Origin of the sequence: Rhizobium bangladeshense, assembly GCF_001662075.1 — a bacterium.
Classification (GTDB): Bacteria; Pseudomonadota; Alphaproteobacteria; order Rhizobiales; family Rhizobiaceae; genus Rhizobium; species Rhizobium bangladeshense_B.
On the sequence record NZ_LYPL01000009.1, the window covers coordinates 24,431 to 49,505 of the forward strand.

General features: G+C 60.6%; 30 protein-coding genes, 1 tRNA gene and 1 pseudogene. 7 read left to right on the forward strand and 25 right to left on the reverse strand.

The features are described 5' to 3' along the window. Positions 1-71 precede the first annotated feature (71 nt). The gene (locus tag A7X77_RS18250) at positions 72-440 is read right to left on the reverse strand and encodes a response regulator (RefSeq protein ID WP_064684469.1); all 369 of its coding nucleotides are present in this window, start codon (positions 438-440) and stop codon (positions 72-74) included. 220 nt (positions 441-660) lie between these two features. On the opposite strand from A7X77_RS18250, the gene A7X77_RS18255 reads away from it, so the two are divergent. Continuing rightward, positions 661-736, forward strand: a tRNA-Ile gene (locus A7X77_RS18255). A gap of 813 nt (positions 737-1,549) precedes the next feature. Here A7X77_RS18255 and A7X77_RS18260 read toward each other — a convergent pair. Both A7X77_RS18260 and A7X77_RS18265 read right to left on the reverse strand, forming a co-directional pair. Next, complete coding sequence (locus A7X77_RS18260) at positions 1,550-1,771, reverse strand: hypothetical protein (RefSeq protein WP_064684268.1); 222 nt, start codon at positions 1,769-1,771, stop codon at positions 1,550-1,552. 247 nt (positions 1,772-2,018) lie between these two features. Next, the gene (locus tag A7X77_RS18265) at positions 2,019-2,942 is read right to left on the reverse strand and encodes an alpha/beta hydrolase (RefSeq protein WP_064684470.1); all 924 of its coding nucleotides are present in this window, start codon (positions 2,940-2,942) and stop codon (positions 2,019-2,021) included. 144 nt (positions 2,943-3,086) lie between these two features. Here A7X77_RS18265 and A7X77_RS18270 point away from each other — a divergent pair, with 144 nt between their 5' ends. Together A7X77_RS18270 and A7X77_RS18275 are read left to right on the forward strand one after the other, a co-directional pair. Continuing rightward, positions 3,087-3,641 carry a dihydrofolate reductase family protein gene (locus A7X77_RS18270; protein ID WP_064684269.1) on the forward strand — a complete coding sequence of 185 codons (555 nt, stop codon included), beginning with the start codon at positions 3,087-3,089 and terminating at the stop codon, positions 3,639-3,641. Beyond that, positions 3,634-4,518: an RNA polymerase sigma factor gene (locus A7X77_RS18275; protein WP_064684270.1), complete on the forward strand. Its 885-nt coding sequence runs from the start codon at positions 3,634-3,636 to the stop codon at positions 4,516-4,518. The genes A7X77_RS18270 and A7X77_RS18275 overlap by 8 nt, the downstream gene beginning before the upstream one ends. A gap of 118 nt (positions 4,519-4,636) precedes the next feature. On the opposite strand, the pseudogene A7X77_RS34430 reads toward A7X77_RS18275, so the two are convergent. Both A7X77_RS34430 and A7X77_RS18285 read right to left on the reverse strand, forming a co-directional pair. After that, a pseudogene (locus A7X77_RS34430) lies at positions 4,637-4,759 on the reverse strand (helix-turn-helix domain-containing protein); the annotation flags it as partial. A gap of 284 nt (positions 4,760-5,043) precedes the next feature. Next, positions 5,044-5,430, reverse strand: coding sequence for a winged helix-turn-helix transcriptional regulator (locus A7X77_RS18285; RefSeq protein WP_082928839.1), 387 nt, complete (start codon positions 5,428-5,430; stop codon positions 5,044-5,046). A 221-nt stretch (positions 5,431-5,651) separates the two neighbouring features. On the opposite strand from A7X77_RS18285, the gene A7X77_RS18290 reads away from it, so the two are divergent. Then, positions 5,652-6,416 (forward strand): SDR family oxidoreductase, encoded by a 765-nt coding sequence (locus A7X77_RS18290; RefSeq protein WP_064684273.1) that lies wholly within the window; start codon positions 5,652-5,654, stop codon positions 6,414-6,416. A 628-nt stretch (positions 6,417-7,044) separates the two neighbouring features. Here A7X77_RS18290 and A7X77_RS18295 read toward each other — a convergent pair. Together A7X77_RS18295 and A7X77_RS32460 are read right to left on the reverse strand one after the other, a co-directional pair. After that, positions 7,045-7,671 carry an outer membrane protein gene (locus A7X77_RS18295; protein ID WP_064684274.1) on the reverse strand — a complete coding sequence of 209 codons (627 nt, stop codon included), beginning with the start codon at positions 7,669-7,671 and terminating at the stop codon, positions 7,045-7,047. Positions 7,672-7,801: 130 nt separating this feature from the next. Beyond that, the gene (locus A7X77_RS32460) at positions 7,802-7,996 is read right to left on the reverse strand and encodes a hypothetical protein (RefSeq protein ID WP_082928833.1); all 195 of its coding nucleotides are present in this window, start codon (positions 7,994-7,996) and stop codon (positions 7,802-7,804) included. A gap of 228 nt (positions 7,997-8,224) precedes the next feature. On the opposite strand from A7X77_RS32460, the gene A7X77_RS33545 reads away from it, so the two are divergent. Then, complete coding sequence (locus A7X77_RS33545; protein ID WP_004677729.1) at positions 8,225-8,371, forward strand: hypothetical protein; 147 nt, start codon at positions 8,225-8,227, stop codon at positions 8,369-8,371. A gap of 901 nt (positions 8,372-9,272) precedes the next feature. Continuing rightward, entirely contained in the window at positions 9,273-10,010 is a 738-nt protein-coding gene (locus A7X77_RS18300; RefSeq protein ID WP_064684275.1) for an SIMPL domain-containing protein, read from the forward strand. Positions 10,011-10,501: 491 nt separating this feature from the next. Here A7X77_RS18300 and A7X77_RS18305 read toward each other — a convergent pair whose 3' ends face one another. The 5 genes from A7X77_RS18305 to A7X77_RS18325 all read right to left on the reverse strand — a co-directional run bounded on the left by A7X77_RS18305 (position 10,502) and on the right by A7X77_RS18325 (position 13,231). Then, positions 10,502-10,843: a hypothetical protein gene (locus A7X77_RS18305; protein WP_064684471.1), complete on the reverse strand. Its 342-nt coding sequence runs from the start codon at positions 10,841-10,843 to the stop codon at positions 10,502-10,504. Between the two features lie 230 nt (positions 10,844-11,073). Next, the gene (locus tag A7X77_RS18310; RefSeq protein WP_038690266.1) at positions 11,074-11,379 is read right to left on the reverse strand and encodes a hypothetical protein; all 306 of its coding nucleotides are present in this window, start codon (positions 11,377-11,379) and stop codon (positions 11,074-11,076) included. A 178-nt stretch (positions 11,380-11,557) separates the two neighbouring features. Continuing rightward, positions 11,558-11,980, reverse strand: a complete 423-nt coding sequence (locus A7X77_RS18315; protein ID WP_064684276.1) for a secondary thiamine-phosphate synthase enzyme YjbQ — start codon at positions 11,978-11,980, stop codon at positions 11,558-11,560. Between the two features lie 93 nt (positions 11,981-12,073). After that, on the reverse strand, positions 12,074-12,427 hold the full coding sequence (locus A7X77_RS18320) for a DUF1428 domain-containing protein (protein WP_064684277.1): 354 nt from the start codon (positions 12,425-12,427) through the stop codon (positions 12,074-12,076). Positions 12,428-12,628: 201 nt separating this feature from the next. Continuing rightward, on the reverse strand, positions 12,629-13,231 hold the full coding sequence (locus tag A7X77_RS18325) for a DUF922 domain-containing Zn-dependent protease (RefSeq protein WP_156668128.1): 603 nt from the start codon (positions 13,229-13,231) through the stop codon (positions 12,629-12,631). A gap of 185 nt (positions 13,232-13,416) precedes the next feature. Here A7X77_RS18325 and A7X77_RS18330 point away from each other — a divergent pair, with 185 nt between their 5' ends. Next, positions 13,417-13,662, forward strand: a complete 246-nt coding sequence (locus A7X77_RS18330) for a DUF6894 family protein (RefSeq protein ID WP_064684279.1) — start codon at positions 13,417-13,419, stop codon at positions 13,660-13,662. Positions 13,663-13,680: 18 nt separating this feature from the next. Here A7X77_RS18330 and A7X77_RS18335 read toward each other — a convergent pair whose 3' ends face one another. The 13 genes from A7X77_RS18335 to A7X77_RS18385 all read right to left on the reverse strand — a co-directional run bounded on the left by A7X77_RS18335 (position 13,681) and on the right by A7X77_RS18385 (position 25,028). After that, positions 13,681-14,079: a DUF427 domain-containing protein gene (locus tag A7X77_RS18335; RefSeq protein WP_064684280.1), complete on the reverse strand. Its 399-nt coding sequence runs from the start codon at positions 14,077-14,079 to the stop codon at positions 13,681-13,683. 95 nt (positions 14,080-14,174) lie between these two features. Further along, complete coding sequence (locus A7X77_RS18340; RefSeq protein ID WP_064684281.1) at positions 14,175-14,867, reverse strand: B3/B4 domain-containing protein; 693 nt, start codon at positions 14,865-14,867, stop codon at positions 14,175-14,177. A gap of 3 nt (positions 14,868-14,870) precedes the next feature. Then, positions 14,871-15,770: a DMT family transporter gene (locus A7X77_RS18345; RefSeq protein WP_064684282.1), complete on the reverse strand. Its 900-nt coding sequence runs from the start codon at positions 15,768-15,770 to the stop codon at positions 14,871-14,873. 469 nt (positions 15,771-16,239) lie between these two features. Next, entirely contained in the window at positions 16,240-17,043 is an 804-nt protein-coding gene (locus A7X77_RS18350) for an AraC family transcriptional regulator (RefSeq protein WP_064684472.1), read from the reverse strand. 87 nt (positions 17,044-17,130) lie between these two features. Beyond that, positions 17,131-17,916, reverse strand: coding sequence for an APH(3')-II family aminoglycoside O-phosphotransferase (locus A7X77_RS18355; RefSeq protein WP_064684283.1), 786 nt, complete (start codon positions 17,914-17,916; stop codon positions 17,131-17,133). Beyond that, on the reverse strand, positions 17,913-18,074 hold the full coding sequence (locus A7X77_RS33550) for a hypothetical protein (protein ID WP_197486857.1): 162 nt from the start codon (positions 18,072-18,074) through the stop codon (positions 17,913-17,915). The genes A7X77_RS18355 and A7X77_RS33550 overlap by 4 nt, the downstream gene beginning before the upstream one ends. Before the next feature lie 103 nt (positions 18,075-18,177). Beyond that, positions 18,178-19,296, reverse strand: coding sequence for a DUF930 domain-containing protein (locus tag A7X77_RS18360; protein WP_064684473.1), 1,119 nt, complete (start codon positions 19,294-19,296; stop codon positions 18,178-18,180). 114 nt (positions 19,297-19,410) lie between these two features. Next, entirely contained in the window at positions 19,411-19,704 is a 294-nt protein-coding gene (locus A7X77_RS18365; RefSeq protein WP_064684284.1) for a GYD domain-containing protein, read from the reverse strand. 367 nt (positions 19,705-20,071) lie between these two features. Continuing rightward, positions 20,072-22,126: an RNA polymerase sigma factor RpoD gene (gene rpoD, locus A7X77_RS18370; protein WP_064684285.1), complete on the reverse strand. Its 2,055-nt coding sequence runs from the start codon at positions 22,124-22,126 to the stop codon at positions 20,072-20,074. Positions 22,127-22,215: 89 nt separating this feature from the next. Next, positions 22,216-22,422, reverse strand: coding sequence for a hypothetical protein (locus A7X77_RS33125; protein WP_156668129.1), 207 nt, complete (start codon positions 22,420-22,422; stop codon positions 22,216-22,218). A gap of 231 nt (positions 22,423-22,653) precedes the next feature. After that, a complete protein-coding gene (locus A7X77_RS18375) occupies positions 22,654-22,953 on the reverse strand; it encodes a MurR/RpiR family transcriptional regulator (RefSeq protein WP_064684286.1) in 300 nt (99 codons plus the stop codon). 114 nt (positions 22,954-23,067) lie between these two features. Beyond that, positions 23,068-24,027, reverse strand: coding sequence for a sugar phosphate isomerase/epimerase family protein (locus A7X77_RS18380; protein WP_064684287.1), 960 nt, complete (start codon positions 24,025-24,027; stop codon positions 23,068-23,070). Next, a complete protein-coding gene (locus A7X77_RS18385; protein WP_064684288.1) occupies positions 24,024-25,028 on the reverse strand; it encodes a Gfo/Idh/MocA family oxidoreductase in 1,005 nt (334 codons plus the stop codon). Before A7X77_RS18385 ends, A7X77_RS18380 begins: the two co-directional genes overlap by 4 nt. Positions 25,029-25,075: the final 47 nt, after the last annotated feature.

Genomic DNA, 25,075 nt, shown 5'->3' on the forward strand with positions numbered 1-25,075 from the left:
TGAAGAGGAGCATGGCTCCCGGCGCCTCGCGCGCAGCCGCAAAACCTGTCCCCGTTTTGCGGCTGCGCGAATCACGTCATCAAGGAATCGATCGTCGTAATCAGCGTATCGTGCATATAGGGTTTCGGCAGGAAGGCTGCGTTGGCGGGCAGCGCCATCGGATCGAGCCGCACCATGCCCGAGGTGATGATGATGCCGATATTCGGCCGCATTGCCCTCACCCGCTTGGCAAGCTGGATGCCGTCCATCGAACCGGCCATATTGACGTCGGTGAACAGGATATCGACATCCTGCCGGCCCTTCAGCACCACCATCGCCTCATCCGCATTCGCCGCCTCCAGCGCCACGTGCCCGACATCCTCCAGCACATCGAGGATATTGAACCGGATCAGCGGCTCATCCTCCACGATGAGCACCACGGCACTGTTCGAAGCCACCATCTGCAAAACGCCCTTTTCATGCGGAATCTGATTCGAATAAGGGTCTCCCGCGCGGCAAGGTTCCAGTGCTTTTGCCGATGAAAGACCCATCATCCACAGATGTTGCCCTGCCCGCTTGTAGCTACCTGCAATTTGGGCTAGAGCGAACCGATGCTGCGGGAACCATTGCCCCGGCATCACGGTGCCGGCCTCCGGCACCAAGGCGCCTATCCAGCGCCGAGGGCCTGTAGCTCAATGGTTAGAGCCGGCGGCTCATAACCGCTTGGTTGGGGGTTCGAGTCCCTCCGGGCCCACCATTACTTTTCTAAGCTACTGTTTTTACTGCCGATCTTGACCTCAGTGTAGCCGGTGTAGCAGGACGCCAAAAACTGGAATTTTGACACCAAGTTCTGGAATTTTGAAGCTCCCAGAAGAGAGTTCGAAGCTCATTTGGTACTGTGTGTTCGCTTAGCGCCGTCCCAGGTCGACCCCGACACGGCGATTTGAATTGTCTCAGACCGCTTTCGGCAGACGGCCGAATAGACCCTGTATGTCTGGACTGGACACGATCTGAGAATGAATAAACCCGAGGGTTGCTGGGTCTGATAAGCCAGCCTGCGAAAAGTATCTTTCTAATTGTGATTGGTCGATTGAGTAGCCGCATTGTACGGAGAAGGCAATGATCTGAGCAAGACCACGAGCCGCCTGTTCCTTGTCCCGGTTCTCCTACCCGATCGAGCTCTACGGCGGGATCAAGATGAATCGGCGCAGGACTACCTGTCGCGAGATGAGGCTTGTCAGGTAATGAGAATTGGAACCTGAGCTGCCGCTAGACATTATGTGCTTGCAGCCTGACTCGTACCATTTTGAAGGAGATTTCACATGAATAACATAATCTGGCTCGTCGGCGCCGTAGTCATCGTGCTCGCTATCCTGAGCTTCTTCGGCTTCCGTTGAGTAAGAAGTGCGGCGGCTCCACCGCACCATCCATCAATGCAGGAGCACGCCGCTACGCCGGATAAAGAACCCGACCGGCGCAGCGTGATATATGGGAGAATGGGCAGTGACTTAAATGTCTGCTGTTCTACCCACTGTGGGATCGATTCTGTCCCGTCGAACTCGCGATACCCTCAGATAGTGTCGCCCGGCTCATTGCCGGCCGAGCGTCCGTCGCAACCAGTTTGTGCGCCCGGAAAGGTGCGGGTTGAACCGTTTGTCAGAGTGACGAACTGCAGCAAACTTCCCTCGCCATTCAGCCGCACTACTGCCTCCATCACGAAGACGTAGATATCACCGACAACCGGTGGACCAGTTAGAGCCAGCTGATCCCGCTCGAGCAATGTTCGAAACATGCTGACTGCCCTCGTCCTCAGCTAGACGTTAGATGGCAAAGCGGCATAGGTCAAAACCTTCGCCTGGCATGAAGCCCCTCAAGACGCCGGCACTGCTTGGCCCGCGTTCAAATGTACCGCATCTCAGGTAGCCACAAAGGTCTTCTTAGCCGAGGCCAGCAGCGGATCATTTCGGCTTCGTCGTCGCCGGTTCGCCAGAATTGCGGCCCTGTCGCGTGAAAGCCGACATCTCCAGAGGCAGGTACCATTAGCGCTCTGGCGGCACCCTTCGAGCAAGGCGTGGCCTGACCCAGCCGGCAAAGCGCGTTATCGCATCGTCCGCCTCAGGGGCAAAGCCGGCCATCATCTGGAACGAGTGCAGCATCTCAGGAAAGATGTCGATGCGAGTTTCCACGCCGGCCGCCTTTAGCGCCTCGGCGAACCTGACGCTGTCGTCCAGCAAGGCCTCGTATTCCCCCACCTGCAGGTACGTCGGAGGCATGCCGGTGAGGTCTGCGAAAACTGGGCTGGCTTCCCGGGCGTCCAGGCCGCCGAGCGCCAATGAGGCGAGGAAATCGACCGTCGGCTTCTGGAAGAACGCATCCCGCTCCCGGTTTGTCTGATACGATCTCCCCGACTGGGTGAAATCGACCCAGCCGGAAATCGACAGCGCCGCGGCCGGCATGGGAAGGGCACTCTGCCTGGCGAGAAGCAGGCCACCAAAAAGAGTGCCGACGCCGGCGGAATCTCCTCCCACAACGATGCCCTCGGCCGGACATCCCGTCTTCAGCAGCCACGTGTAGGCGTTTCTCACGTGCTGCTGTTGGGCTGGAAACTTCGCTGTTTGCGACATTGGGTACGAGACCAGCAGGCCCTTCGTGCCGGCTGCGCTCGCCAGATGGCCGACGAGCTTGCGGTGGGAGTAGATCGAGCCGCCGACGAATCCGCCACCGTGGACATAGAACAGCACCTGATCGGCCCTCGATCCCTCGGGCACTATCCAAAGAGCTCGGCGGCCGGCAACCGAGACTTCGCTATAGTCCACGCTGCCAGGCTCCGCGGTGAGGCTCGACCAGTGGAGGTCGGCGCGGTGCTGGATTTGCTCGTTCGTCAGCTCGTCGTCACCCGCCTGGGGTGATGCCGCGAGGGCTTCGTAGTGCCGCCGATTGGCCGCGCTGGCTTTGCTTGCCACTTTCGCCTCCTGTTTTGAACCTGTGACGAAAACAGAGACGAGCTTGCCGACGCCAAGGATACGTCGAGGGTGAAGTATCTTTCTGTCGCTGCCGAACGTCCTTGGATGTGGCCTTCTCACGCGGAGTTCGATTGGAGTAAACATATGCGCAAGTTAATTGTCGGAAGTTTTGTTTCGCTCGATGGCATCATCGAGAGCCCAATGGCCTGGGCCAGTCCCTTCTTTAGCGACGAGGCGGTCGAGGATGCCTATCAGAAGGCCGGCGAGGCCGACTACTTCCTCCTCGGGCGTAAGACCTACGAAATGTTCGCCGCCAGGTGGCCGGCGCTGACGGGAAAGTACATGGATCGGATGAACGGCCTTAAAAAGCTTGTCGTATCCAATACGTTAGTCGACGCTCGATGGAACGCATCGATCCTGAGCGGCGACATCGTCGGCAAGCTTCGCGCGCTCAAATCGCAGGAAGGCGGCAACCTGTTGAAGTATGGCATCAGTGAGCTTGACCGCACGCTGCTCGAGAATGGACTGGTCGATGCCTATGAGCTCTCGATAATTCCAACGCGCGTCGGCGCGGGCAAACGGGCGTTCGAGGATGTGCCGCCGGAGCTGGTCGACTTCGATCTTGCCGGGCTGCGCTCGTTTCGCAACGGGGTCGTGGTGATGACGTACGTTCCCAAATCCGGGCAAGGCAATGCCTGAGAACCAGCTTCCCAAGGGCCTCTTCGACCTTCGCTACGCAGCGTTTCTGGAAACGGTAAGGAGCCATCGCGCCATCTTGCATCGCTATTGCGCGCGCATGTGCGGCTCGGTGCTCGACGGCGAAGACGTGATGCAGGATGTCCTGCTGGAGGCCTATCGCAAGCTGGATTTGCTCAAGGAACCAAGGGCAATGAAGGCGTGGTTGTTTCGCATCGCCCACAATCGATGCCTCGACCATATCCGCGCGAAGCGTTCCTGGAATTTCGTTGAACTGGACGAAGCGAACGCGCCAGCCGTTTTGCCCCCCGAAATACCGGCATTCGGCACCACCAACGCGATCGATCGGCTCGTGAGAACGCTCCCGCCGATGGAACGCGCCTGCGTGCTTTTAAAGGACGTGCTCGACCTCTCTCTCGAAGAGGCGGCAGGTGTCGTCGGCAACAGCGTGGGCGGCGTGAAGTCTGCCCTGCATCGCGGCCGGGCGCGACTAGCGGCGCAGTCCGAAGTGTCCGCCAGGCCCGCTTCGGACGATCCGGCACTCCTCGCGCTTCTGGAGCGGTATGTCGCCTTGTTCAACCAGCGGAACTGGGCTGGCGTTGTCGAGTTGACGAGTGCCGACGCACACCTGCACGTCGCGGATTGCTATGACGGCGAAATCGGCAAGGCGCCGTATTTCTCCGAGTTCGAGAAATCCAAGACCCCCTGGCACCTTGATCTCGCTCGATTGGACGGCGAGCTGGTCATGATGGTGTCCAACTGGATCGACCACTCTTGGCGTCCGACCTATCCGGTGCGCATCCAGATCGGCGTCGATGGAGGCCTGAGCATCTCGGATTACTATGCGTGTCCCTGGCTGATGGAGGGTTTGGTCAATTGACCAGGGATCAAGCGCATTCATCCATCTGTGTCGACTACACCCGGGGCGTTCGATCACGGCAAGCAATGCGATCGCCGCTTGTTTAAGCCCTCATGGGTGTGACGCGGCTATCTCCTCCTCAGGAAAGAGGAGACGAGAACAGTCCCTTACCCTGGGCGTCGTCACGGAAATGGCTGGGCGGTTCGCCGATGACGCGCTTGAATGCGCGGCTGAAGGATGCCTGCGAGTCATAGCCAACCTGGGACGGTATCGCTCCGAGGATCGGCAGCTCCACGATCGCAGCTCGGTAGATGCGCCCACACCAACTTGGGCCGAGCAGATCGCCGCCATTGAACATCTACAGTGGGAGACGGGTCCTTGATCTCTCGCGTGCTTGGCGTAGCCCATTCGACGGCAGGCCTGATCCTGCACCGACTGGGTCTGAACCGGCTGGGCCGACTTGGCCGCCGGTCGCCGCCCATGGTCTACCCAAACCGAAGGAACGCGTCCGTGACCACCAGCTCACCTGCCCGCATGCGGATACTCTCAGTCAGCCAAGACTGAATGCTTATCTCCGTGCTTGCGTTCGCCTTGATCCCTCTCAGTACGGGCCTGGTGCTTCTTGCCCCATTCCGCCAGCGGAGCGAGCGCGTAGTCGAGGTCGGCGCCGGTCTCTGTGAGCGAATATTCGACGCGGGGTGGTACTTGATGAAATACCTCCCGGTGAATCACTTCGTCGGCTTCCATCTCTCGCAGGTGTTGGATCAGCATCTTTTCACTGATTTCCGGGACAAGCCGTTTCAGCTCGCCGAAACGGCAGGGCTGGGCCTGATGGATCTGCCAGAGCAGCAGCGCCTTCCACTTGCCGCCGATCACTGCAAACGCCGGACCCAATCCACAACTGTCGGGCAGATTTCTTTGTTTTCTTGCCAATGATATCTCCAATTCCGGCATTCTGGTAAGTACCATACATTTTTGTCTGTACTTGCGCAATTATAAGTGCACGCCTAGTTTTGTCGTGGTGGCGAAGCGGCGCGGCAAAAAGCACCAGAGGCAAAGCTTCCACCGGGAGAGTTTTCGCACCGCAAAGCGGCTGTTCCAGAGATTTTCTAAACCACGGATCACAGCGCACTCGCGCTGGGAAAGGAAGAAGCATGAGCAGATTTCAGGGCAAGAAGGCCGCTATCATAGGTGGCACACATGGGATGGGACTAGCGGTGGCGCAGGCACTGATCGCCGGAAGCGCCGAAGTCCTGATCACCGGGCGCAATGAAAGCAACCTTGCGGATGCCCGCCAGGTGCTCGGCGGCAACGTGCATGCGGTCCGGTGCGACATCGCCAGCATGGACGATATCGTCGTGCTCGGCGCTGAGATAGGGCAGAAGTTCGGCGACATCGATTTCTTGCATGTAAACGCCGGCGTGTCGGAACTGGAACCGTTCGGCCGGGTGACCGAAGCATCCTACGATCGCCAGTTCAACATCAACGCCAAGGGCGCCTTTTTCACCACTCAGCGCCTGATTCCGTTCATTAAAAGAGGCGGAGCGATTGTTTTCACCACTTCGATCGCTGAGGATTCCGGAATCCCGGGCATGGCGGTGTACTCCGCCACCAAGGCTGCGCTGCAGGCCTTCGGCAAGGTGCTGGCGGCGGAGCTCTTACCGCGCGGCATCAGGGTCAACATGGTCAGTCCAGGTTTCATCGACACGCCGACTATGGGCGTTGCCGGTGCATCGGCGGAAGAACGCGCGGCATTCATGAGGATCGGTGATGCGGTGACGCCGATGAAGCGCCACGGTACCCCGGATGAGGTGGCGCGCGCAGTTTTGTTTCTTGCCTTCGACGCTACCTTCACCACAGGTGAGCGCATCAAGGTAGACGGCGGCTTGGGACAAGGGCTGACCGAATCGATGGGGTGAGCCGCAGTGCCAAACTGTTTGTCATCGCCATCAAGAGCCTATCTCGTGCCCGCCTAGGCGGGTACGAGATAAAATGACTCCGTCAACACGTCCTCCGGGCTCACCATTTACTTCGAGGGATTGCCGATATTTAATCAATAGCCAATCCCCTTTCCCGTTCCAGGCTTAGTGATGCTTTGCCAGCTCGAGCAGGTGCGGCACATCCCTCTGGAAGGCGGTGCGCTGATCGAGACTGGCAGCGCAAGCCGGCCAGTGTCGGGAGGAACGAACCCTCGTCATCGACGTTATAATCGTGGAGTTCCACCATGAGCAACGCCCGTTAGGCGCAAACGAGATGGTGATGGTACTCCGAGGAGAACGCACATGGATCTCACAACCCTTCTCATCATCGTTGTAATACTTCTTTTGTTAGGTGGCGGCTGGTACGGTCGGGGACGCTGGTATTAAATGACGGTCTGCGTAGCACGCATGACTGTGACGTGCTCCCCGATTTTCGGCTAGCGGTACTAGAATTTTCCGGGGTTCTGTCTCAGCCTAGCGATCAGCGATGAGCTGTTCATGAGCGAATGAAACGTCAAAGTCCCGCTATCTTGGCGAGGCTTGTGATCGCTGATCCAACAGACAGTTCCTAGAACTTCACGCCAATCCCAAACTTCAGTTCGTGCTGGTCAGCGTCGACATCAATACCGAGGATTTCTTTCTCGCCGAAGTCGTTATAGCGATACTCGCCCCGGGCGAAGATATTGTTGGTAATGGCAAAGTCGATGCCGGCGCCGACGGTGTAACCGTTGAAGGTCTCCGTTTCCTTGTCTAGTCCCGGCAGGTCCACGTATCCACGCGAGGCGGTCCAACCAGCTGCGCCATAAATCAGCGCTCTGTCAAAAGCGTAGCCAACACGACCGCGAACAGCGCCGGCCCAATCGGTGCCAAAGTCGGCCCCCAGCGCTTCCTCTTCGTTCCAGTTGTGTTCGAGGTTACCCTCGATACCGACAACCATGTTGTTGTCGAACTGGAAATTGTAACCCGCAAATGCACCGAAAACGCCGCCGTTAAAGTCCTGAGAATCGCTGGCGCCGCCGACGCTGAAGTCACCGTTTAGCCAACTGGCGCCGCCATCGATGCCGAGATACGGGCCCGACCAGGTGAAAACAGGTGCAGCCGCAACAGGTGCGGCCGGAACGTCCTGCACTGCATCGGCCGCAACCGCGGTCGTCGCGGCAAGTGCTAGTAAAGCGGTGGCGATCGTTATCTTCATTTCCGTCTACCCCATGTCACTGCAATACAACCAAATGATACATCGAATAGCTGCAACGCCAAAGACACACCCGCAGGACTGTACGGATTGGACATATCGGCCGAAGTAATCAAGGCGAGCATCGCGCGTTCTAATAGCTGCAAGAACGCCCATCGCTCGGCCTGAACCCATCCGTGCAAGCCGGATTAAGCGTGCGACTTTCCTGATAGTAACCGCCGTTGATCGACGATGTCTGATCGAGGTCAGGGGACGAAGTACAGGCCGAAGTGATAGTGGCAAGGCTGATCAGCGTTCCGGTCACCACAAGTGCGAAAAAGCGGTTCATCTGAGCTTCTCCTTCGGAGGGGCGGGCTTTAGCCGCAAGCTGGCAATTTACCACGCGCCCCCCTGTGTCTGCGAGGATTTATGGCGGCAGCGCGGCTTCCGCGACCCCTCCTAACGCCAATGTGATCATCCACTGTCACATAACTGTCATGCAAAATTGCCCATTGCGACGGCAGCTTGGGCAAAATATATGCTGCCGGCTAACAAAAAAAAGAATGAGTGAAATGCCATGAGTGCCATACAGAAACTTTTCAACCGCAATCTCCTGTCCCGTTTCGTAACCGGTCTCGGTGCGGTTCCCCAGCGTTTTCGCGAAGCCCGCGAAGAGCGCAAGCCTGCCATTCATCCCTCTTTCATGGATGATTTCGGCGCTTAATTCAGCGCTGCGTCCTTCAGCGGTCACGGCAAATACGGTTCCGGATCATGTAGGCTTTCCGCCAGGGATAGCGAAGAAAGAACCGAAAGAATGCGCCCACCACGCAGTTGCGGTCCCAGCCACACAAGCTCCCCACCCTCCGTCGTCCTCGGTGTTGACCCGAGGAACCATAGCCCCAAGCGCTGATTTGGCGTTCGCACCGACAATGGCGATCGCAGCCCGGTAACTCGAGCAAGGTGCGTGCGGCATGGATACGGAGGGTGGGAGACGCGATTGACAGGAAGCGGGACGCCCGGAGGAATTCCAGCAAAATGCGCCAGCTGTTTTGGACGAGAATCGGGTAAAAAGGGCGGCAATTTCCCTGTTTCTTAACCCGCCCTATTTGCTCTCAGGTTGGGAGATTTAGGAAGGTGGTGCGCCTTGGACGAACCCGCAGGAATGGAGAGGCTGTGCCGTGGCCGCTCCCCTCTGCACCGCAGCCAAAACGCACCGCCTTTACCGGCCTCTGGTAGGAGCGTCACCCTCTGCCTCCCTCATTCCTGTGCTCATCACAGGAATCCAGCCTCCGTGCGTCTGCGCGGTGAATGACTCACTTGCTTTTAAAGAGTCTCTCACGCCAAGGACTTGGGTGCACTGGATTCCTGTGACAAGCATAGGAATGAGGGAGGTTGAGGTGAGTGTATTCCCAACAATCCTCCCACCGGTGGGGGATGACTGGCAGGAGATAGGGGGCCGGCGCAGCACACTTTCTCCTTTGCTCACCGCCGCGCACAATTCCAGCTCCACTCCGCACCCGCACATTATTTCTCTCCAAGCGTCCCTGCCCCTCCCTTCCGCCGCAATAGCTTCACAATCAACCGACAGAACGTTCATCCGTGAAACGACAACTAGGGAATGAAACATGGCGCCGAACCTGTCCAAGACTGTTCTGATGACTGCCCTTCTGGCCTTGCCGCTGGCGGCCGCAGCGCCGGTATCGGCGCAGGAGGCGAAGCCGCGCGAAGCGGTGATCTCGGTGACTGGAGATGGCGAATCGTCCATGGCACCCGATATGGCCGTCGTTACGCTTTCCGTCGTCAAGCAGGCGAAAACCGCTCGCGAAGCGCTCGATGAGAACAACAAGGCGATGAAAGACGTGCTCGGCGCGCTGAAGAGCAGCGGCATCGCCGAGCGCGATCTGCAGACCTCCGGCTTTTCCATCCAGCCGCAATACAACTATCCGCAGCCGGTCGACGGCCAGCAGCAGCAGCCGCAGCTGATCGGCTACCAGACCATCAATTCGATCACGGTCAGGCTGCGCGATCTTGCCAAGCTCGGCCAGGTGATCGACCAGTCCGTCACGCTCGGCATCAATCAGGGCGGCGAGATCCAGTTCACCAACGACAAGCCGGAGGCCGCGATCGAAGAGGCGCGCAAGAACGCCGTCGCCGAGGCGGTCAAGAAGGCGAAGACGCTGAGCGAAGCGGCCGGCGTCAAGCTCGGCCGCATCATCGAAATCAACGAGAATGACCCGCGCCCGCTGCCGCAGCCGGCCTATCGCGCCACGATGATGAAGGAAGCCGACGCGGCCGTTCCCGTCCAGGGCGGCGAGACCACCTACAATGTCAGCGTCACAGTGACGTTTGCGATCGAGCACTAAAATGAAGGCGCCGCGCGTCCTTTCCGACGCGCGGCATTCAGACTGCTGATGGGGTCGGCCAATTGCTCTTTCGACGTATTCGGGCTTGTGGCCTGCCAAGAGACCCCTCCCCATCCCCTCCCCACAAGGGGGAGGGGCTAGCTGCGGCCCGCGGCGGCCCTCAAAAAGAGACGTCTTTCTGGCCGTTAGCGTTCCACGAATTGCTCCGATGAAAATTATGCGAAGCGGTGCAGCAAGTTAGCCTCTCCCCCTTGTGGGGAGGGGTTACGGAGGGGTCTACCGCGCGCAAAGGCATTCCACAAAAAGAAAGCCGCCCTTGCCGATCGGGGAGACTGGCAAAGGCGGTTCTTGCAGCGCCGCTCGTCTTTCAGACGTGCAAAGGACGCTGCAACACTTTCAATTGCTGCATAATTTTATCCTTAGATCGATTCCGATCTAAGGAATTATGCAGTAGCCGCCGCATCGGAGACGAGGCGGTATTCTGCCTAATATCAGCGGCGGCGCAGCGGCGGGCAGCCGCGGACGTTGGCGAAGCTCATTTCGTCGGGACCGCGGCGGGTCCAGCCCTGGACGATGACGCGGCGCGGCGTAATGTCGACGACGCGGGGGCGGCGCAGGCCGTAATCGCGGGCGAGATCTTCGGCGAGCCTGGGGTCACAGCCGCGCGGCCGGCGATCGAAGCTCGGAGGCGGACGGCGGTAATCGCGCGGCGGCTCCCGCTCCGGATCGCCGATAATGATACTGAACTGCGCAGCGGCCGGGGCGGCCGTGCTGGCAAGGGTGCCTGTTATCAGCATGGCGGCAAGACCCGCCTTTGCCAGAAACTGCATCATCGAAAAACCTTTCGTTTTCAAAGTCGGTGCGGCCAAGCCGCCGTCCCCCATCACGCCTGAGGCATCTCCGGGAATCACTTATACAGAGCAGAGAAGAGACGGCTGAAAGTGTCGCCGTCAAGGCAAAATGGCCGGCAAGCTGCGTATCCGCGCCTGCCGGCCGGGTTCGCAATGCCCGCGTGTCTTTTTGAAACAGACAAAGGACGCTGCGGCCGGTTGGGACCGGTTCGTCAGCGGCGGATCAGCGGGCAGCCGCGGACATTGGCGAAGACCATCCTGTCCCAGCCGCGGCGGTCACGCCCGGCAACGACCACGACGCGCGGCGACATCCGGGTGATATGGGCTCTGCGCAGGCCGAAGTCCCGCGCCTTGCGCACCGCATGCATCGGCGAGCAGCCGCGGATCGGGCGATGATATTGCGCCTCGACGATGAAACTCGTCTGCGGCCCGGCGGCAGCGGCCGTGGAGATCGTCGCCGGAATGGAGGAAAGAGCAAGCACTGCGGCAAGGCAAGCCTTGGTGAGAAAATGCGTCATCAGCTGTCTCCGTCGATTGGTCTTTGTTTTTCAACCTCTCCCTGAGGGGATTGTCTCGACAGTAAACGCTGCAAGCTGAATGGCGTTCGAACCGGCCATTCAGTTTGCATTCACAAGAAGATGAGCGTTTTTCGTCCGATGGGGTCGAGCGATCATTGGCGTCCGGCGCCGCTTTCTCTCAGGAACCGAGATGCAGCACGATCTCGCGCCGGTGCGGTCGGTCGCGATGTTCAAAGAGGTAGATGCCCTGCCAGGTGCCGAGCAGCAGCCGGCCGCGCGCGACGGGAATGCCGATCGACACCTGCGTCAGCGCCGCCTTGATATGGGCCGGCATATCGTCAGGCCCTTCGGCCCTGTGCACGACCCAGCCCATTGACGGATCGGAGGCCGGCGGCACGAGGCGGCGGAAGAAGGAAAGAAGGTCGCTGCGCACATCCGGATCGGCATTTTCCTGGATCAGCAGCGAGCAGGAGGTGTGGCGCACGAAGAGAGTGAGGAGCCCCTCCTCCCGCCCGGAGGCGTCGACGAAGGCTTCGGCCTGGTCGGTGAATTCGTAAAGGCCCTGGCCGCGGGTGGCCAAGGTGAGGACTGTCTGGGGCACGGGTGCTCTCCGTCTCGCTATGATTTCTCCCGCGAGTTGGCGCGCCATGACGGCCAAGTCAATGGCAGGCTCGGCAGGTTACGGCGCCCGGCGTCAGAGCTTCAGCAGCGTCTCGAAACCGCCATAGATCATCCGCTTGCCGTCGAACGGCATCTGCCATTGATCGCCCTTGAGCCGCGGATCGGCCATCACCTTGGCATTGATATCGTCGCGCTCCTGCCGGGATCGATAGGTGATCCAGGAGAAAACCACCACCTCGTCCTCCTTGGCCTGCACGGCGCGGGGAAAGGAGGTCAGCTCGCCATAGGGCACGTCGTCGCCGATGCATTCGACATATTCGAGCGCGCCATATTCCCTCCACAGCGAGCCGGCGAAGGTCGAGAATTTCTTGTAGGCCTCGATATTCTCCCTCGGCACCGCCACGACGAACCCATCGACATAGGACATTGCACGTCTCCTCGATCCATCCTCGTTAAAGCGCGTCGCATCAAATTTGATTCATGCGACGCGCTTTAGCTCTTTGTTTTGATGCATGTCGTTGTCCCGAAACCGCTGCACACTTCCGGGGGACATGCATTAGCGGGAGAGATAGGAGCTTAGCGGGGCTGGTCCAAGGATGCAGCGGCAGGCGGGCGGCTTATCAGGCAGTCACGGCCCGTTCACCAGCTTGAGGATGAGCTGCTGGATATTGCCGCCGTCGCCCATTTCGACCTTGTCGAAGTCGCGGCCGCGCTGGCGTTGCCGTGCGGAGATCTCGCCGAGGCGCCGCGTCAGTTCGACCCTGATCTTCTTGCAGTCGGGATCGTCGGCAGCGGTCAGGCCGATGCTCGTCGCTTCGATTTCCCTGACCATCTCCTTAATGGTCTCGCCATGCACCCGCTCATGCGCCGCAACGCCAGATATGAAACCTTCCCAGCTGGTTTTGACCGCCGGCGGCAGCGCGGCCGAGGGCTTGGGCAGCGTATAGGTAATGATGAGCTTCGGCTTGTTGGTCGTGATAACGCAGGCGTTGCCCTGCGGCTCGTATTTCCGCGTCCAGGTGAGCTTGAAGGTCGTATGCGCGATCACCCGGCCGGTAACCCCGGCCTTCGGCCCGTGCTCGCCGATCGATTCGTAGAGCGCAGCACCCGACGTACCCGAGATCGCATAGGGCCGCACCTCTTCCACCGCCTGCCATCCCTCGGCCAGTGCTGCGGCCGGCAGCGAGGCGAAAACCGCCGCCAATATGCAAGATATGAATTTTGCCCTCACGCACGCCCCGCCGAAGAATGTTTTGGCGCGACCCTAACGAGAGCGGTCGAAGCTTTCAACGCATCATGCATCGGCAGCGGCGAAACCATGTCGATCCGGCGCAGTATTTTCCATAGGAATCAATGGCTAGTCTCGGGAACAATTGTCTTCATCGGTGATTTCCCCTCTGACGCGCAGGAAAGAACATGGCTCGCTACTATTTCGATCTGCACAACGGGGAAGGTCCAACGCGCGACGAGCACGGCACCGAGCTGAAATCTCGTGAGGACATTCCAAAAGAGGTGACCCGCATCCTGCTGGATGTGGCCCGCGACGAACTGCCCGCGGGTGATCGCATGACGATCGCCGTCACCGTCCGCGACGAAAGCGGCGAACCGGTCACGGTTGCCAGCCTCGTCTTCAGCAATGAATGGCTCGACATCCTGCGATAACGGCTGGCGTCGGCCGCCTCAGAAGGTGCCGGCTTCGGGAGAGGCCATTTCCTCGATGCTGTCGACGCGGTCGGGATAGAAAGCGAGATGGCCCTTGATGTTGCTGACGGCGGCATTCGGCGCCTCGTAGGTCCAGACGGCGTTCTCGGCGCGTTCGCCGCCGGGAATGATGCTGTAATAGGCGGCGTTACCCTTATAGGGGCAATGCGTGCGGTGGTCGGTGCGCTGCAGCAGCGACATGTCGACATCCTTGCGCGGAATATATTGCACCGGCGGATAGGAGGCTTCGCGCAGCGTCAACGCGTCGCGGCTGTCGGCGATCGTCCTGCCGCCGAGCGTGACGACGACGCGGCAGGGATTGTGCTCGACGGTGATCGGGTGATCCGGCCCGGGGATCTTGATCGATTTATCTGACATGCGGTTCGTCTCCGGAAGCGATTGATCCCGGGAAGATAGGGCGGGCAGGCCGCCGGCCCAAGGGTGTGAGCGCTCTGGTTCGGGCGCGATCCGCTTCAGAATTCGAAACGCGGCGATGCTGCGCTGAGCAGCGCCCCTTTCGGCGCCGCCGGCCAAGCCTTCGCCAGCTGATCCGCGAGCGTTGCCACCAGCCTGCCGATATCCGCCTCGGCCGAGGCATGCAGCGCCTCGGCAACGATCAGCACCGACCGCGTCGTCTGGCGCACTGCCGAAAGCCCGCTCTGCCGGTTCGTCCAGCGCCGCGCATGGGCTCTCGCCTTGCCATCGGCGAAGATCACCTCGTTCGGCTCGGGATGTTCGATGTCGCCGCCGAAGGTTAGATAGGTCTCGTCGCCCGTCGCCGGCCGGACCTCGAGATCGCCGGCGATCTTTTCGACATCGAAGACGGCAATGGGAATGGCGAAGGCGAGCGAGACCGCATTGCAGAGATCGACGAGCGGATGCAGGCGCGGCAACGCGTGCTCCTGGCGGAAGCGGCGCAGCAGCGCTTCGGAGGCCGAGCGATATTGCGTCGGCTTCAGCCCCATGCGGGAAAAGCCGCGCCGCCAGGCCTGGATCTCCGGAAATTCGCTTTCCTGGGCGCCATCAAGCCGGGCCTCGGCAATCGCCCCGAAGCTTGTGATCGCCGCCTCGAGATCGGCATCGGCATCGATGCCGCTGGCATGGAGCGCGCCGGCGCGAAGCTCGGGAAAGGTCTGCCACAGGGCGGAGGAATGGTTGAAACGCATGGCCTATCTCCCCTCGGTCGGCTGGGTTGCGGTGCGATTTCCAGCCAGGCCGAGCCCGAGCACCGCCGCAAGCACGCAGGCAATACCGGCAAGCTGGCTGAAGCCGACCGACTCGCCGAGGGTGGCGAAGGTGAGCAGGACGGCGGAAACCGGCGCGAGCGCGGTAAAAAGCGAGGCTTCCGTGCCGCTCACCCTTTCGGCCCCCGCATACCAGAGCAGGAAGCCGGCGACGGTCGGCACCAGCGCATAATAGACGACGGCAGCCGCAGCGCTTGCGGAAAAGCCCTGGGCCGAAGGCGCCTCGAAGACGGCCGGAATGACCGCGACGGCAAAGCCGATGCCGGTCATCAGCGTCGATTGGGCAAGCGGCGGAATATCGGCGGTCAGCCGCTTGTTCAGCAGGATGAACAGCCCCTCGCAGACGACCGCCAGCAGGATCAGCGCATTGCCAGCGAGCGACCCGCCGGCCGCATCCGGCGTGAAGGCGATCGAAAACACCCCGGCAGTCGCCAGCGCCACGGCGAGAAGCAGGCCGGGCTGCGGCCGCTCGCCGAGCAGCAGAATGGAAATTGCCGCCGAGACCACCGGCAGCGTGCCGATAATGACGCCGGCATCGGCAGCCGAGGTCAGGCTGAGGCCGGAGATCAGCAGCGTCGTATAGCCGACGCTGCCGGCCCCGGCCTGGATGACGAGGATCAGGCGGTCCCGGCGGGAGAGCTTCGGCAGCCGTACGCCGGTTGCCCGTATCAGCACGAGAAAGACCGGGAAAGCGAGCGCGAAGCGCGCGGCAGTGGCGGTAAACGGCGGCAGTCCGGCGGCGATAAGCTTGCTCGCAATGACCGTGCTGCCGACCGTCAGCATGGCCAGCGTCAGATAGACATAACCTTGAACCTGTCTCGACATTCCGCATCTCCTGTTGGATGCGCCGAGGAAACAGCAGGGGCCGCTTGCGGTCTTGAACGAAATTGCAGTGGCGGAGGCGGCGCCTCGGCCAGCCCCGTCCTTCGAGGCCGCTTGCGGGGCGCCTCAGGATAAGGCTGGAGAGAGGTCGCAGCCCGCGGCACCTGCGATCAGCCCTGATCCTGAGGTGCCTGCAAGGGACCTCGAAGGACGAAGCGGGCGCTTGAAGTTCGATGAATGCAAGAAGCGGCATTGAGCGTGCCCTTCGAGGCTTCGCCCTCACGGGCTACGCGCCTCAGGATGAGGGGCGTTGGAGAGTTCCGCGCCTTTAACCGTGGACTGCAGGAGGATGCACGACCTTCAAGAGAGCCTCATCCTGAGGTGCCCCGCAGGGGCCTCGAAGGACGAGGCGGGTGGCTCGGCCTCGGACACGGATCGGGGCCATCCGGGTGGCGAAGCTCGACGTGACCGCTCAGAGAAAGGCGCCGGCATAGAGGCGCGGCGACAGGCCGTATTTGCGCACGAAGACGCGCGTCATGTGGCTCTGGTCGGCAAAACCGCTGGCAAAGGCCGCTTCCGCAAGCGGTGTGCCCTGAGCGATCAGCCGGCGGGCGTGATGGATGCGCGCCTGGAGGAGATAGGCATGCGGCGTCAACCCCGTCGCCTTGGCAAAGCCGCGCAGCACCTGGAATCGGCTGAGGCCGCTTTCGGTGGCGAGATCGGCAAGCGAGACGGCGGCAAGAGGATCGTCGTCGATCAGATCCCGTGCCGCGCGGATGGAGGCCGGCACCGGCGGCCGCTCCTCGCGATCACCCCGTTCCCGCATGACATCGGCGACGAGCTGCAGCAGCAGTTGCTCTGAGAGCAGCCTGTCGGATCCGCCACCGGTGACCGCGCCAAACAGCATCTCGAAGCGGGCGGCGATCGCGCCATTGCGGATGACCGGATGGGGGATTTCCTGTCGCCCTGCCCCGCCCTCGCAAATGTCCCGCGACAGGCCGGCGACGATCTCGGGATCGAAATAGAGGATGCGCCACGATCTGCCCGCGCCGATCGGCGCGCCGTCATGCACCTCGTTCGGATTGACGGTGATGATATCGCCGGCTGCAGCCTCGACCATGCCGCGCCCGCTGAGCGACTTCTGCGCCCCTGATGAGACGAGGCCGATGCCGAACTGCTCATGCGTGTGCCTGCTGAAGCTGTGATGCGTTGCCGCTTCCACCGCTTCGACGCCGGCCAGCGTCGAGCGCAGCATCCTGAACTGATCTTTCGCCATCATCCGTCCGCAGATCCGATGCCGGCCATCTTGCCAGCCGGATGGAGTGGGCGCAACGCTTGGCAAGCGCCGCGCGTCTTTGAAGCGTCAGAAGAACTCGTCGAGCAGCTGGTAATAATCGAGGCGCGCCGGATCCGGCGCCGTCAGCCCGTAACGATCGAGGAAGGGCTGCACCAGCGCCGCGCCAAAATTATAGGCGATGCTGCGGCAGGCGAGCGCGAGATCCTGATAGCGGTCGGCGACGCCGAGGCGGCTGCAATCAATATAGCCGGAGAATTGCCCGTCGGAGGCGACGAAATTGGGCAGGCAGGCATCGCCATGGGTGACGACGAGGTCCTCACGGTCCGGCCGCCGGCCTTCGAGTTCGGCAAACAATGTTTCGGCGCTCTTTCCGAGCCGCGTCTCGTCGAAATCGGTCTCGTCGACGATCCCGGCCTGCATGCGCGCCCTTGCGGTCGGCAGGCGCTTTTCCAGACGATGATCGAACGGGCAGGAGGCGATCGGCAGGTGATGGAGATCGGCAAGTGCGGCCGCCAGCAGTTCGACACGCGTAAGCGGCGTCAGCGCCGATGCACTGGCAAGATCGGTTCCCGGCAGTGCGCCGATCAGCAGCCAGTTGCGCTCGCCGTCGCTTTCCCGGGCGATCACATCGGGACACGGCAGGCCGGCGGCCTTGAGCCAGCCGAGCCGGGCGGCTTCATCGGCAAGCTCGCCGAACGGCCCCGCCGCCTCGACCTTCAGATAGAGGGCCGGCAGGCCCTCGCCTTCCAGCCGGAAAACGCTTGTCGCGGAACGGCCGAGCGCATCGCGTTCGAACCGGTAGCCGGACAGCCGCTCCGCAAACGCTGCCGGCAATGTCTTGGAAAATGTCAATGCAGCGTTTCGGCGGGTGCGGCTTCGAGCAGGATCTCGAAGGCCTCTTCGAGCGCCGCCACCAGAATATCGGTCAGCTCGTCACCCTTGTTTTCCAGGAACAGCGCGCTGACGGCTTCGTCCTGGCGCTCCAAAAACTGCTCGATCTCGTTCGACATATCATTGTCCCTTCTTCACCGTACCATCACGGCCATAGGGAGAGGCTAGATGCGGTTCCTTGCGTGTGGCTTGTACCAGCGGCTCGCCAATACTGACCGCCATTCACCTTGGATAGTCATAAATCGCCCACTCACTTCTGGGAATTACATTCCCCACCCCGAATTCAAACGAAATGATTTTCGTCGCATCTTCGTTCACTTCGCAACTGAACGCCAACTGGTGCAATTGCTTACCGTCATAGAATGCACTTCGCTTAGGCGCGAGGACATTGCCGTTCGGCAGATTGTATCGAGGCACCTCAATGATATTGGGATCATATGCCGCGGATGAATGAAGCAGCTGTTCTCTAAGCTCGCTCCAGCAAAGCTGACCACCGCGCATCTGGCGCGGCAAATTATTCATCGCCGTCTTGACCCTGCGGTCTGAGACAAAGTCGTCAGTAAACAGAGTTTTCGCTTTCGTGAGGTTATTCGATTCCTTAGCCGCGTCTGGTGGCGTTGAGGAGGTTGTTGCCGTTGAATTCGTTGACGGCTTTGCCTGCTCGAAATTCGTCTTTGCCTCGTCGCGTCCTGTGGTAGCAGGCCCGTTCTTTTCCGGATTGACCTCAGTAGTCTCTACCTCGGGAAGTTCAATATCCTGAGGCAGCGGATTCGCGGCAGGCATAGTCTCGTGAACTTCCGGCTTTTTGGGTTGCGGCGGTTCGACAGGCGATATTTCCGGTTTTGCCTCAATCACCGACGGCTTAGGTGCTTCGGCCTGCTGCGGTATACCCCGCTCGCTTTGTTCCGGCGCCGAATCCTTCTCAGCAAATTCGAAAACCGGACGGGCTACCCGTGGTGGCCGGGGAGCGACGGGCGCTTCGGGCATCTTCGCAGCTTTCGGCGGCGGAGGAGGTGGTGGAGGTGGCGGTTGCTTCTTCGCCTGTTCCGGCGGCTTCGGCTCCGGCGGTTTTTCCTCGGGCTTTTTCTCTTCCGGCTTCTTCTCCTCCGGCGGCGGAACGAGTTCCACCTTCACGCTCTCGTCTTCAGGCGGCTTTGGTTCGATCTTCGGCAGGCCGAAAATGAGAAGGGCGACGATGGGCACGTGCAGAAGCACGGACGCGCCGACACCCCAGCCGATTTCAGGCCGCTGTTTTGCCACTTCATGCGCTTCTGCCGGTTCGACGTCTTCTTCTGTCACAGCAGCGATGTGGCCTTTAAAGCCGGCAGCATCAAGCCACAAAAACAAAAAACCGCGTGATCGCTGCCGCAACGATTGAACGGCAGGCCGACATCATTCAGCGCAACGCGGTCTCCGGAAAGCCGTGCCTGGTATCCGAACTGGTTTGCGCGGTCGTCACCCGAGCGAGACGATGAGATCCCGATAGGCAGCCTCCGGGAACGCTTTCAGCGTCTCGGTGCGGACATTGCCCGCCATGGCGAGCGACAGCGTAAAATGCGCCATCACCGCATCATCGGGCGCCTCGCAGACGGCGACCATGTCGTGTCCGCCCATCGTCAGGTAGAACTGGTTGATGGAGCCGCCGACGCCGGCGAGCATTTTCTTCGCCGCGTCCAGCCGTTTTGTCGAGTCGCGGACAGTCCGGATGCCTTGGTCCGTCCAATCGATCAAAAGAATGTAGGTTGTCATGTCGCACCTCCCGACGGAGGATCGCTCACGCAGGCATACGATCTCGCGTGTGTCGCGATCGATCCTTTCCCCGTGGCGGGATTATAGGCCTGTCACCAGGCAGGGACAAGAAAGCCACCGGGATCATTGGTGTTAATCACAAAAGCAAAAGCCGGGCACAGGGCCCGGCTCAGTAATGATAAACCCAGCTCGCTGCCTGACGTCATCCTCGGCCTTGTGCTGCTTTGTGCCGAGGATCTGCTGCCCTGCGAAACGGAGGCAGATGCCCCGGGACAGCCCGAGCATGACGAAAGAAGAGTTGGCTCGCTTCGTCAGCAGGTTGAGCCGGGCATAAAGCCCGGCATTCCCATCAAGATGTTATCGAAACCTAGCTGTCGAGGAACGAGCGCAGCTTGCGCGAACGGCTCGGATGCTTGAGCTTGCGCAGCGCCTTCGCCTCGATCTGGCGGATACGTTCGCGGGTGACCGAGAACTGCTGGCCGACTTCCTCGAGCGTATGGTCGGTGTTCATGCCGATGCCGAAGCGCATGCGCAGCACGCGTTCTTCGCGTGGCGTCAGCGAGGCGAGAACGCGGGTGGTCGTCTCGCGCAGGTTCGCCTGGATGGCCGCATCGATCGGCAACAGCGCGTTCTTGTCCTCGATGAAATCGCCGAGATGCGAATCCTCTTCGTCACCAACAGGGGTTTCGAGCGAGATCGGCTCCTTGGCAATCTTCAGGACCTTGCGGACCTTTTCGAGCGGCATGGCGAGCTTTTCGGCCAGCTCTTCCGGCGTCGGCTCGCGGCCGATCTCGTGCAGCATCTGGCGCGATGTGCGAACGATCTTGTTGATCGTCTCGATCATGTGCACCGGAATGCGGATCGTGCGGGCCTGGTCGGCGATCGAACGGGTGATCGCCTGACGGATCCACCAGGTCGCATAGGTGGAGAACTTGTAGCCGCGGCGATATTCGAACTTGTCGACAGCCTTCATCAGGCCGATATTGCCTTCCTGAATGAGGTCGAGGAACTGCAGGCCGCGGTTCGTGTACTTCTTGGCGATGGAGATGACGAGGCGAAGGTTCGCTTCGACCATTTCCTTCTTGGCAATGCGCGCTTCGCGCTCGCCCTTCTGCACCATATGGACGATGCGGCGGAATTCCGAGATCGAGATGCCGGTCTCGGTCGCCAGATTCTGGATCTCCTGACGGATGTCGCGGATCGTCGTGTTCTCGCCCTTGGCGAATTCCTTCCAGCCGCGGGCGGCCAGATTGCCGATCGACTTCATCCAGTTCGGATCGAGCTCGGCGCCCTGATACTGTTCCAGGAAGCTGTCGCGCTTGACGCCGTAGGATTCGGCCAGACGCAGCAGGCGGCCTTCGTTGGAGACGAGGCGCTTGTTGATGTCGTAAAGTTGCTCGACCAGCGCGTCGATGCGGTTCTGGTTGAGCGACAGCGACTTGACGGCCTTGATGAGTTCGTCCTTGAGCTCCTTGTAGCGGCGCTCCTGGGCGGAAGAAAGCGTGCCGGACGCCGACAGGCGCTGCTCGACCTGCTGGTCCTGCAGCTTGCGCAGCTTCTTATAGGTCTCGGCGATCGTATCCAGCGTCTCCATCACCTGCGGGCGAAGCTCGGCTTCCATCGCCGCCAGCGAGAGGTTGGATTCGTCCTCGTCCTCTTCCTCCTCCTCGGGAGGCAGTCCCTCGCCGCCGACATCGGTGATGTCGTCGTCGCCGGAACGGGCGCGGCGGGTCTTTTCCTTCTCCTCGGCGGCCTTGCGGTCGGCCTCGATCTTCTCGGGGCTCTGGAACTGCGGCGCCGCCTTGGCTTCAGGGCCGGAATAGGTGGTTTCGAGATCGATGATCTCGCGCAACAGCGTCGTGCCTTCGTTGAGTTCGTCGCGCCAGATGATCAGCGCCTGGAAGGTCAGCGGGCTCTCACAGAGGCCTGCGATCATCGTCTCGCGGCCGGCTTCGATGCGCTTGGCAATGGCGATTTCGCCTTCGCGGGAAAGAAGCTCCACCGAGCCCATCTCGCGCAGATACATACGCACCGGATCGTCGGTACGGTCGGTCGGTTCTTTCTTCTTGGCGGTCGCAAGCGCGGTGCCGCCGGAGGGCGCGAGTTCACCGCCTTCACTGTCGTCATCGCCGCCAGCGTCGTCGTCATCGCCGCCCTGGGCGCCGGCCTCTTCGGCTTCCTCGTCCTCGATGACGTTGATGCCCATGTCCGAAAGCATCGACATCGTGTCTTCGATCTGCTCGGACGTCACTTCCTCGGACGGCAGAACGGCGTTGAGCTCATCCATCGTCACATAGCCGCGCTTCTTGGCGGCCTTGATCATCTTCTTGACCGCGTCGTCGGAAAGATCGAGAAGAGGGCCGTCGCTTGCGCCGTCGCGTTCGACTTCCGCGTCTTCGTTCTCTTTGACCTTGGTTGCCATTTATATCGTCGCCTTCCTGACGCTATCCAATCTCGCTACGGTGAATGGGCCGCCTCAGGGCCGGACGCGTCGCGCGCGCCGCCCTAGAATCACCTATGCCCACCTAACGGGATGACATTTAAAGCCTGATTAACCACGATCGCCGGCACCGGACAGCAAAGCTTTTTTGCTTTTGGATTTCCGGCCATGGTTGCGCGATCCGCCTTGACCCAGTTCACCGTTTCAACAAGTCGAACGGTGATTCCCACATTTTTTGTTCTCGTCAAGCTTTTCCAGAAAAAAAGCTCACGAATCATCGGAAAAAGCCTTATCCACAGGCTTTGAACCGCGGCTGCGATTGCGAACCTTATTTAAGAAGCAGCGAACAAAAGACAAGGGCAGCAAAGATTTTGCCCGCTGCAACTATTATTGCGGCCGTTTGGGCAGGTGTGGCGGGGATATTATGCCCTCCTTCCGGGCGGATATCGGCCCGGCCGACGGAGGCTGTCGCCGGGCCAAGAACTAACGTTCGAATTGGTCGCGGTTTTTCATACGCGCGATGTTTGCCGCCCTGCCCGCTCGCGGACCTCGTCCCGAAACAGCTGTCTGAAGTCTCGAAAGGTGTCGAAGCCTACATGGCGAGCCGCACGCATGACCGTCGACGGCGAAACCGCGCAAGTCACCGCCACGGAAGACGCGCTTCCGAAAGCAACCAGATCGGGATGCCGGAAGGCTAACTCCAGGATTTGTTTGACCGCAGCGGGATAATCCCCGCCTGTCCCCGCGATTGCGCTTCGTAGTTCGCTGACACTGGTCGGCCGTATTTTCGCACTGAGAGAACTTTCCATAGATTTCTCCTGTCTCCGATATCGCTCATCCACCGCCGTGGGAGGCGACGCCTTGCCACCGTTGACGGCCCGCACATTAGCGGGAGGTTACTCTCCCCCGCCCAACGCACTCGCTCAAATCGCCTGCGGCTTGTAATCGCTTGGGGCTACCGGCATCACGCCCCGCAGCAGGGCAATGGACTTCTCCAATCCTTCGAGGCTGTTCAGAAGGACGTCTTCGTGCTCGATCGATAGCCAGCCATCATAGCCGGCCATCTTCAGCCGGTAGCAAAACTGCCGCCACCATTCTTCGCCGTGGCCGAAACCGAGCGTGATGTAGGACCAGCTACGCGCTGGAATATCCATCAAGCCCCCGTTCTCGAGCAGACTTGTGACGGCCTGTTTGGGACCATTGAGGAAGGTGTCCTTGGCATGAACGTGATAGAGAGCGTCGCCAAGCGCTTCGGCGGCAACAAGAGGATCTGCGCCCATCCAGAAGAGGTGCGACGGATCCAGGTTCGCGCCGACGACCGGCCCCACGGCTTGGCGCAGCTTCAGCAGCGACGGCACATTGTAGACGCACTGGTTGCCGTGGAGTTCCAGCGCGATGCGCTCGACGCCATGGCTCTCGGCAAGCGCGACGATCCTTGTCCAGAACGGCAGGAGCTTTTCTTCCCACTGGTAGCGGAGAATCGCCTGTGTTTCAGGCGGCCACGATGACACGACCCAGTTCGGCATCGTGTCCGTCGCGCTGCCGGCGGGAAGCCCGGACATGGCGCAGACGGTCTTGATCCCCAATTCGCCAGCCACGCGGATCGTGTCCTCGAGACCCCGTTCCTGCGCGGGATCGGTCGGATGCAGAGGATTGCCGTTGGCGTTCAGACTGATCACTTCCAGTCCGCGCTTGGCGAAGGCATCAAGGAACGACTTCTGCGCGATCCTGTCCCGGAGGATCATCGGCAGATTAAAATGCGGCGCAGTCGACCAGCCGCAAGTGTTGACCTCGACGCCGGATACGCCCAGTCGTTGAGCGTGGTCCAGCATTGCCTCAAACGGCAGTCCGCCGAGGCTGTCCGATACGAATCCCAGCCTCATGCGTAAAACTCCGGTTTGCTGATCATATCGACAGGCATCTTGCGGCCCTCGTTCAACGCTCTGACGCCGGCTTCGGCGACCATCGCCGCGCAGTATCCATCCCAACTGCTCGACGCGATGTCCGGGAACGCACCGGTCTCGGCGAAACGAAGGAAGGCGCGGTTCTGACGGCGGTAGGCTTCCGCGTATCTGCCCCGCCAATCCGCGTCATAACTTGTGCTTTGGCCGAGTTGGCTGTCGACACGGGTATGGTTGACAGGGTTCATGGCGATGGTCGCCTTCTCCCCCACCAGTTCCGCACGAACGTCATACCCGTAGGCGGCGTTGTTGTTGATCTCGATGTTGACGAGCTGACCGTCCACCGTCTCCAGCACCATGTAGACCGGCGCGACCAAACTGTCGGAGCGCTTGGGCTGGAAGGCAGAGATCGTTGCGTATTCGGTACCGAGCACATGCCGGACGACGTCGAACTCATGGGGAGCGGAATTGGTGATTGCCATCGCTCCGGTGAAGTCCGAGGCGGGCGTCGCGACGTTGCGATGAAAATTGTGCATCATCAAAGGGCGTCCAAGCGCGCCTTCCTTCAGCGCCCGCTTCATCTCGACGTATGACTGGTCGAAGCGGCGCATGAACCCGAGCATGATGTATTTCGCGCCCGCGGCCTCTTCGGCCTGCATGATCTCTACGCATTCTTTGGATGATTGCGACAGGGGTTTCTCACAAAGAACGCGCTTGCCCGCCCTTATGCAGGACAACGACAATGGCGCGTGAGTGAAGTCCGGGCTTGCGATGATGACTGCATCAACGTCCGGGCGGTCGGCGACGCGGCTGGGGTTGGCATCTGCATCGTGAGCACCATATGCATCGGCCACGTTCCGGGCACGGTTAGCATCCATATCGCAGACCAACTGGAGGCTCGCTCCTGGCAAGTCTTCCGCCACGATCCTTGCATGATCGGCTCCCATCAGTCCCGCCCCGATAATGGCGATCCTTGTTGTCATTTCGATATTCCTGTCGCTAAAGAACCGGTGGTTTCGGCATGGCGAAC

Excerpts from the sequence above, each read along its gene's own strand:
- A7X77_RS18260 (WP_064684268.1), bottom strand. The coding sequence starts at position 1,771 with ATGTTTCGAACATTGCTCGAGCGGGATCAGCTGGCTCTAACTGGTCCA.
- A7X77_RS18330 (WP_064684279.1), top strand. The coding sequence starts at position 13,417 with ATGGCTCGCTACTATTTCGATCTGCACAACGGGGAAGGTCCAACGCGC.
- rpoD (WP_064684285.1), bottom strand. The coding sequence starts at position 22,126 with ATGGCAACCAAGGTCAAAGAGAACGAAGACGCGGAAGTCGAACGCGAC.
- A7X77_RS18250 (WP_064684469.1), bottom strand. The coding sequence starts at position 440 with ATGGTGGCTTCGAACAGTGCCGTGGTGCTCATCGTGGAGGATGAGCCG.
- A7X77_RS18275 (WP_064684270.1), top strand. The coding sequence starts at position 3,634 with ATGCCTGAGAACCAGCTTCCCAAGGGCCTCTTCGACCTTCGCTACGCA.
- A7X77_RS18270 (WP_064684269.1), top strand. The coding sequence starts at position 3,087 with ATGCGCAAGTTAATTGTCGGAAGTTTTGTTTCGCTCGATGGCATCATC.
- A7X77_RS18335 (WP_064684280.1), bottom strand. The coding sequence starts at position 14,079 with ATGTCAGATAAATCGATCAAGATCCCCGGGCCGGATCACCCGATCACC.
- A7X77_RS32460 (WP_082928833.1), bottom strand. The coding sequence starts at position 7,996 with ATGAACCGCTTTTTCGCACTTGTGGTGACCGGAACGCTGATCAGCCTT.
- A7X77_RS18310 (WP_038690266.1), bottom strand. The coding sequence starts at position 11,379 with ATGACGCATTTTCTCACCAAGGCTTGCCTTGCCGCAGTGCTTGCTCTT.
- A7X77_RS18380 (WP_064684287.1), bottom strand. The coding sequence starts at position 24,027 with ATGAGGCTGGGATTCGTATCGGACAGCCTCGGCGGACTGCCGTTTGAG.
- A7X77_RS18300 (WP_064684275.1), top strand. The coding sequence starts at position 9,273 with ATGGCGCCGAACCTGTCCAAGACTGTTCTGATGACTGCCCTTCTGGCC.
- A7X77_RS18305 (WP_064684471.1), bottom strand. The coding sequence starts at position 10,843 with ATGATGCAGTTTCTGGCAAAGGCGGGTCTTGCCGCCATGCTGATAACA.
- A7X77_RS18340 (WP_064684281.1), bottom strand. The coding sequence starts at position 14,867 with ATGCGTTTCAACCATTCCTCCGCCCTGTGGCAGACCTTTCCCGAGCTT.
- A7X77_RS18320 (WP_064684277.1), bottom strand. The coding sequence starts at position 12,427 with ATGTCCTATGTCGATGGGTTCGTCGTGGCGGTGCCGAGGGAGAATATC.
- A7X77_RS33545 (WP_004677729.1), top strand. The coding sequence starts at position 8,225 with ATGAGTGCCATACAGAAACTTTTCAACCGCAATCTCCTGTCCCGTTTC.
- A7X77_RS18365 (WP_064684284.1), bottom strand. The coding sequence starts at position 19,704 with ATGACAACCTACATTCTTTTGATCGATTGGACGGACCAAGGCATCCGG.
- A7X77_RS33125 (WP_156668129.1), bottom strand. The coding sequence starts at position 22,422 with ATGATTCGTGAGCTTTTTTTCTGGAAAAGCTTGACGAGAACAAAAAAT.
- A7X77_RS18290 (WP_064684273.1), top strand. The coding sequence starts at position 5,652 with ATGAGCAGATTTCAGGGCAAGAAGGCCGCTATCATAGGTGGCACACAT.
- A7X77_RS33550 (WP_197486857.1), bottom strand. The coding sequence starts at position 18,074 with ATGTCGAACGAGATCGAGCAGTTTTTGGAGCGCCAGGACGAAGCCGTC.
- A7X77_RS18350 (WP_064684472.1), bottom strand. The coding sequence starts at position 17,043 with ATGGCGAAAGATCAGTTCAGGATGCTGCGCTCGACGCTGGCCGGCGTC.
- A7X77_RS18375 (WP_064684286.1), bottom strand. The coding sequence starts at position 22,953 with ATGGAAAGTTCTCTCAGTGCGAAAATACGGCCGACCAGTGTCAGCGAA.
- A7X77_RS18295 (WP_064684274.1), bottom strand. The coding sequence starts at position 7,671 with ATGAAGATAACGATCGCCACCGCTTTACTAGCACTTGCCGCGACGACC.
- A7X77_RS18345 (WP_064684282.1), bottom strand. The coding sequence starts at position 15,770 with ATGTCGAGACAGGTTCAAGGTTATGTCTATCTGACGCTGGCCATGCTG.
- A7X77_RS18385 (WP_064684288.1), bottom strand. The coding sequence starts at position 25,028 with ATGACAACAAGGATCGCCATTATCGGGGCGGGACTGATGGGAGCCGAT.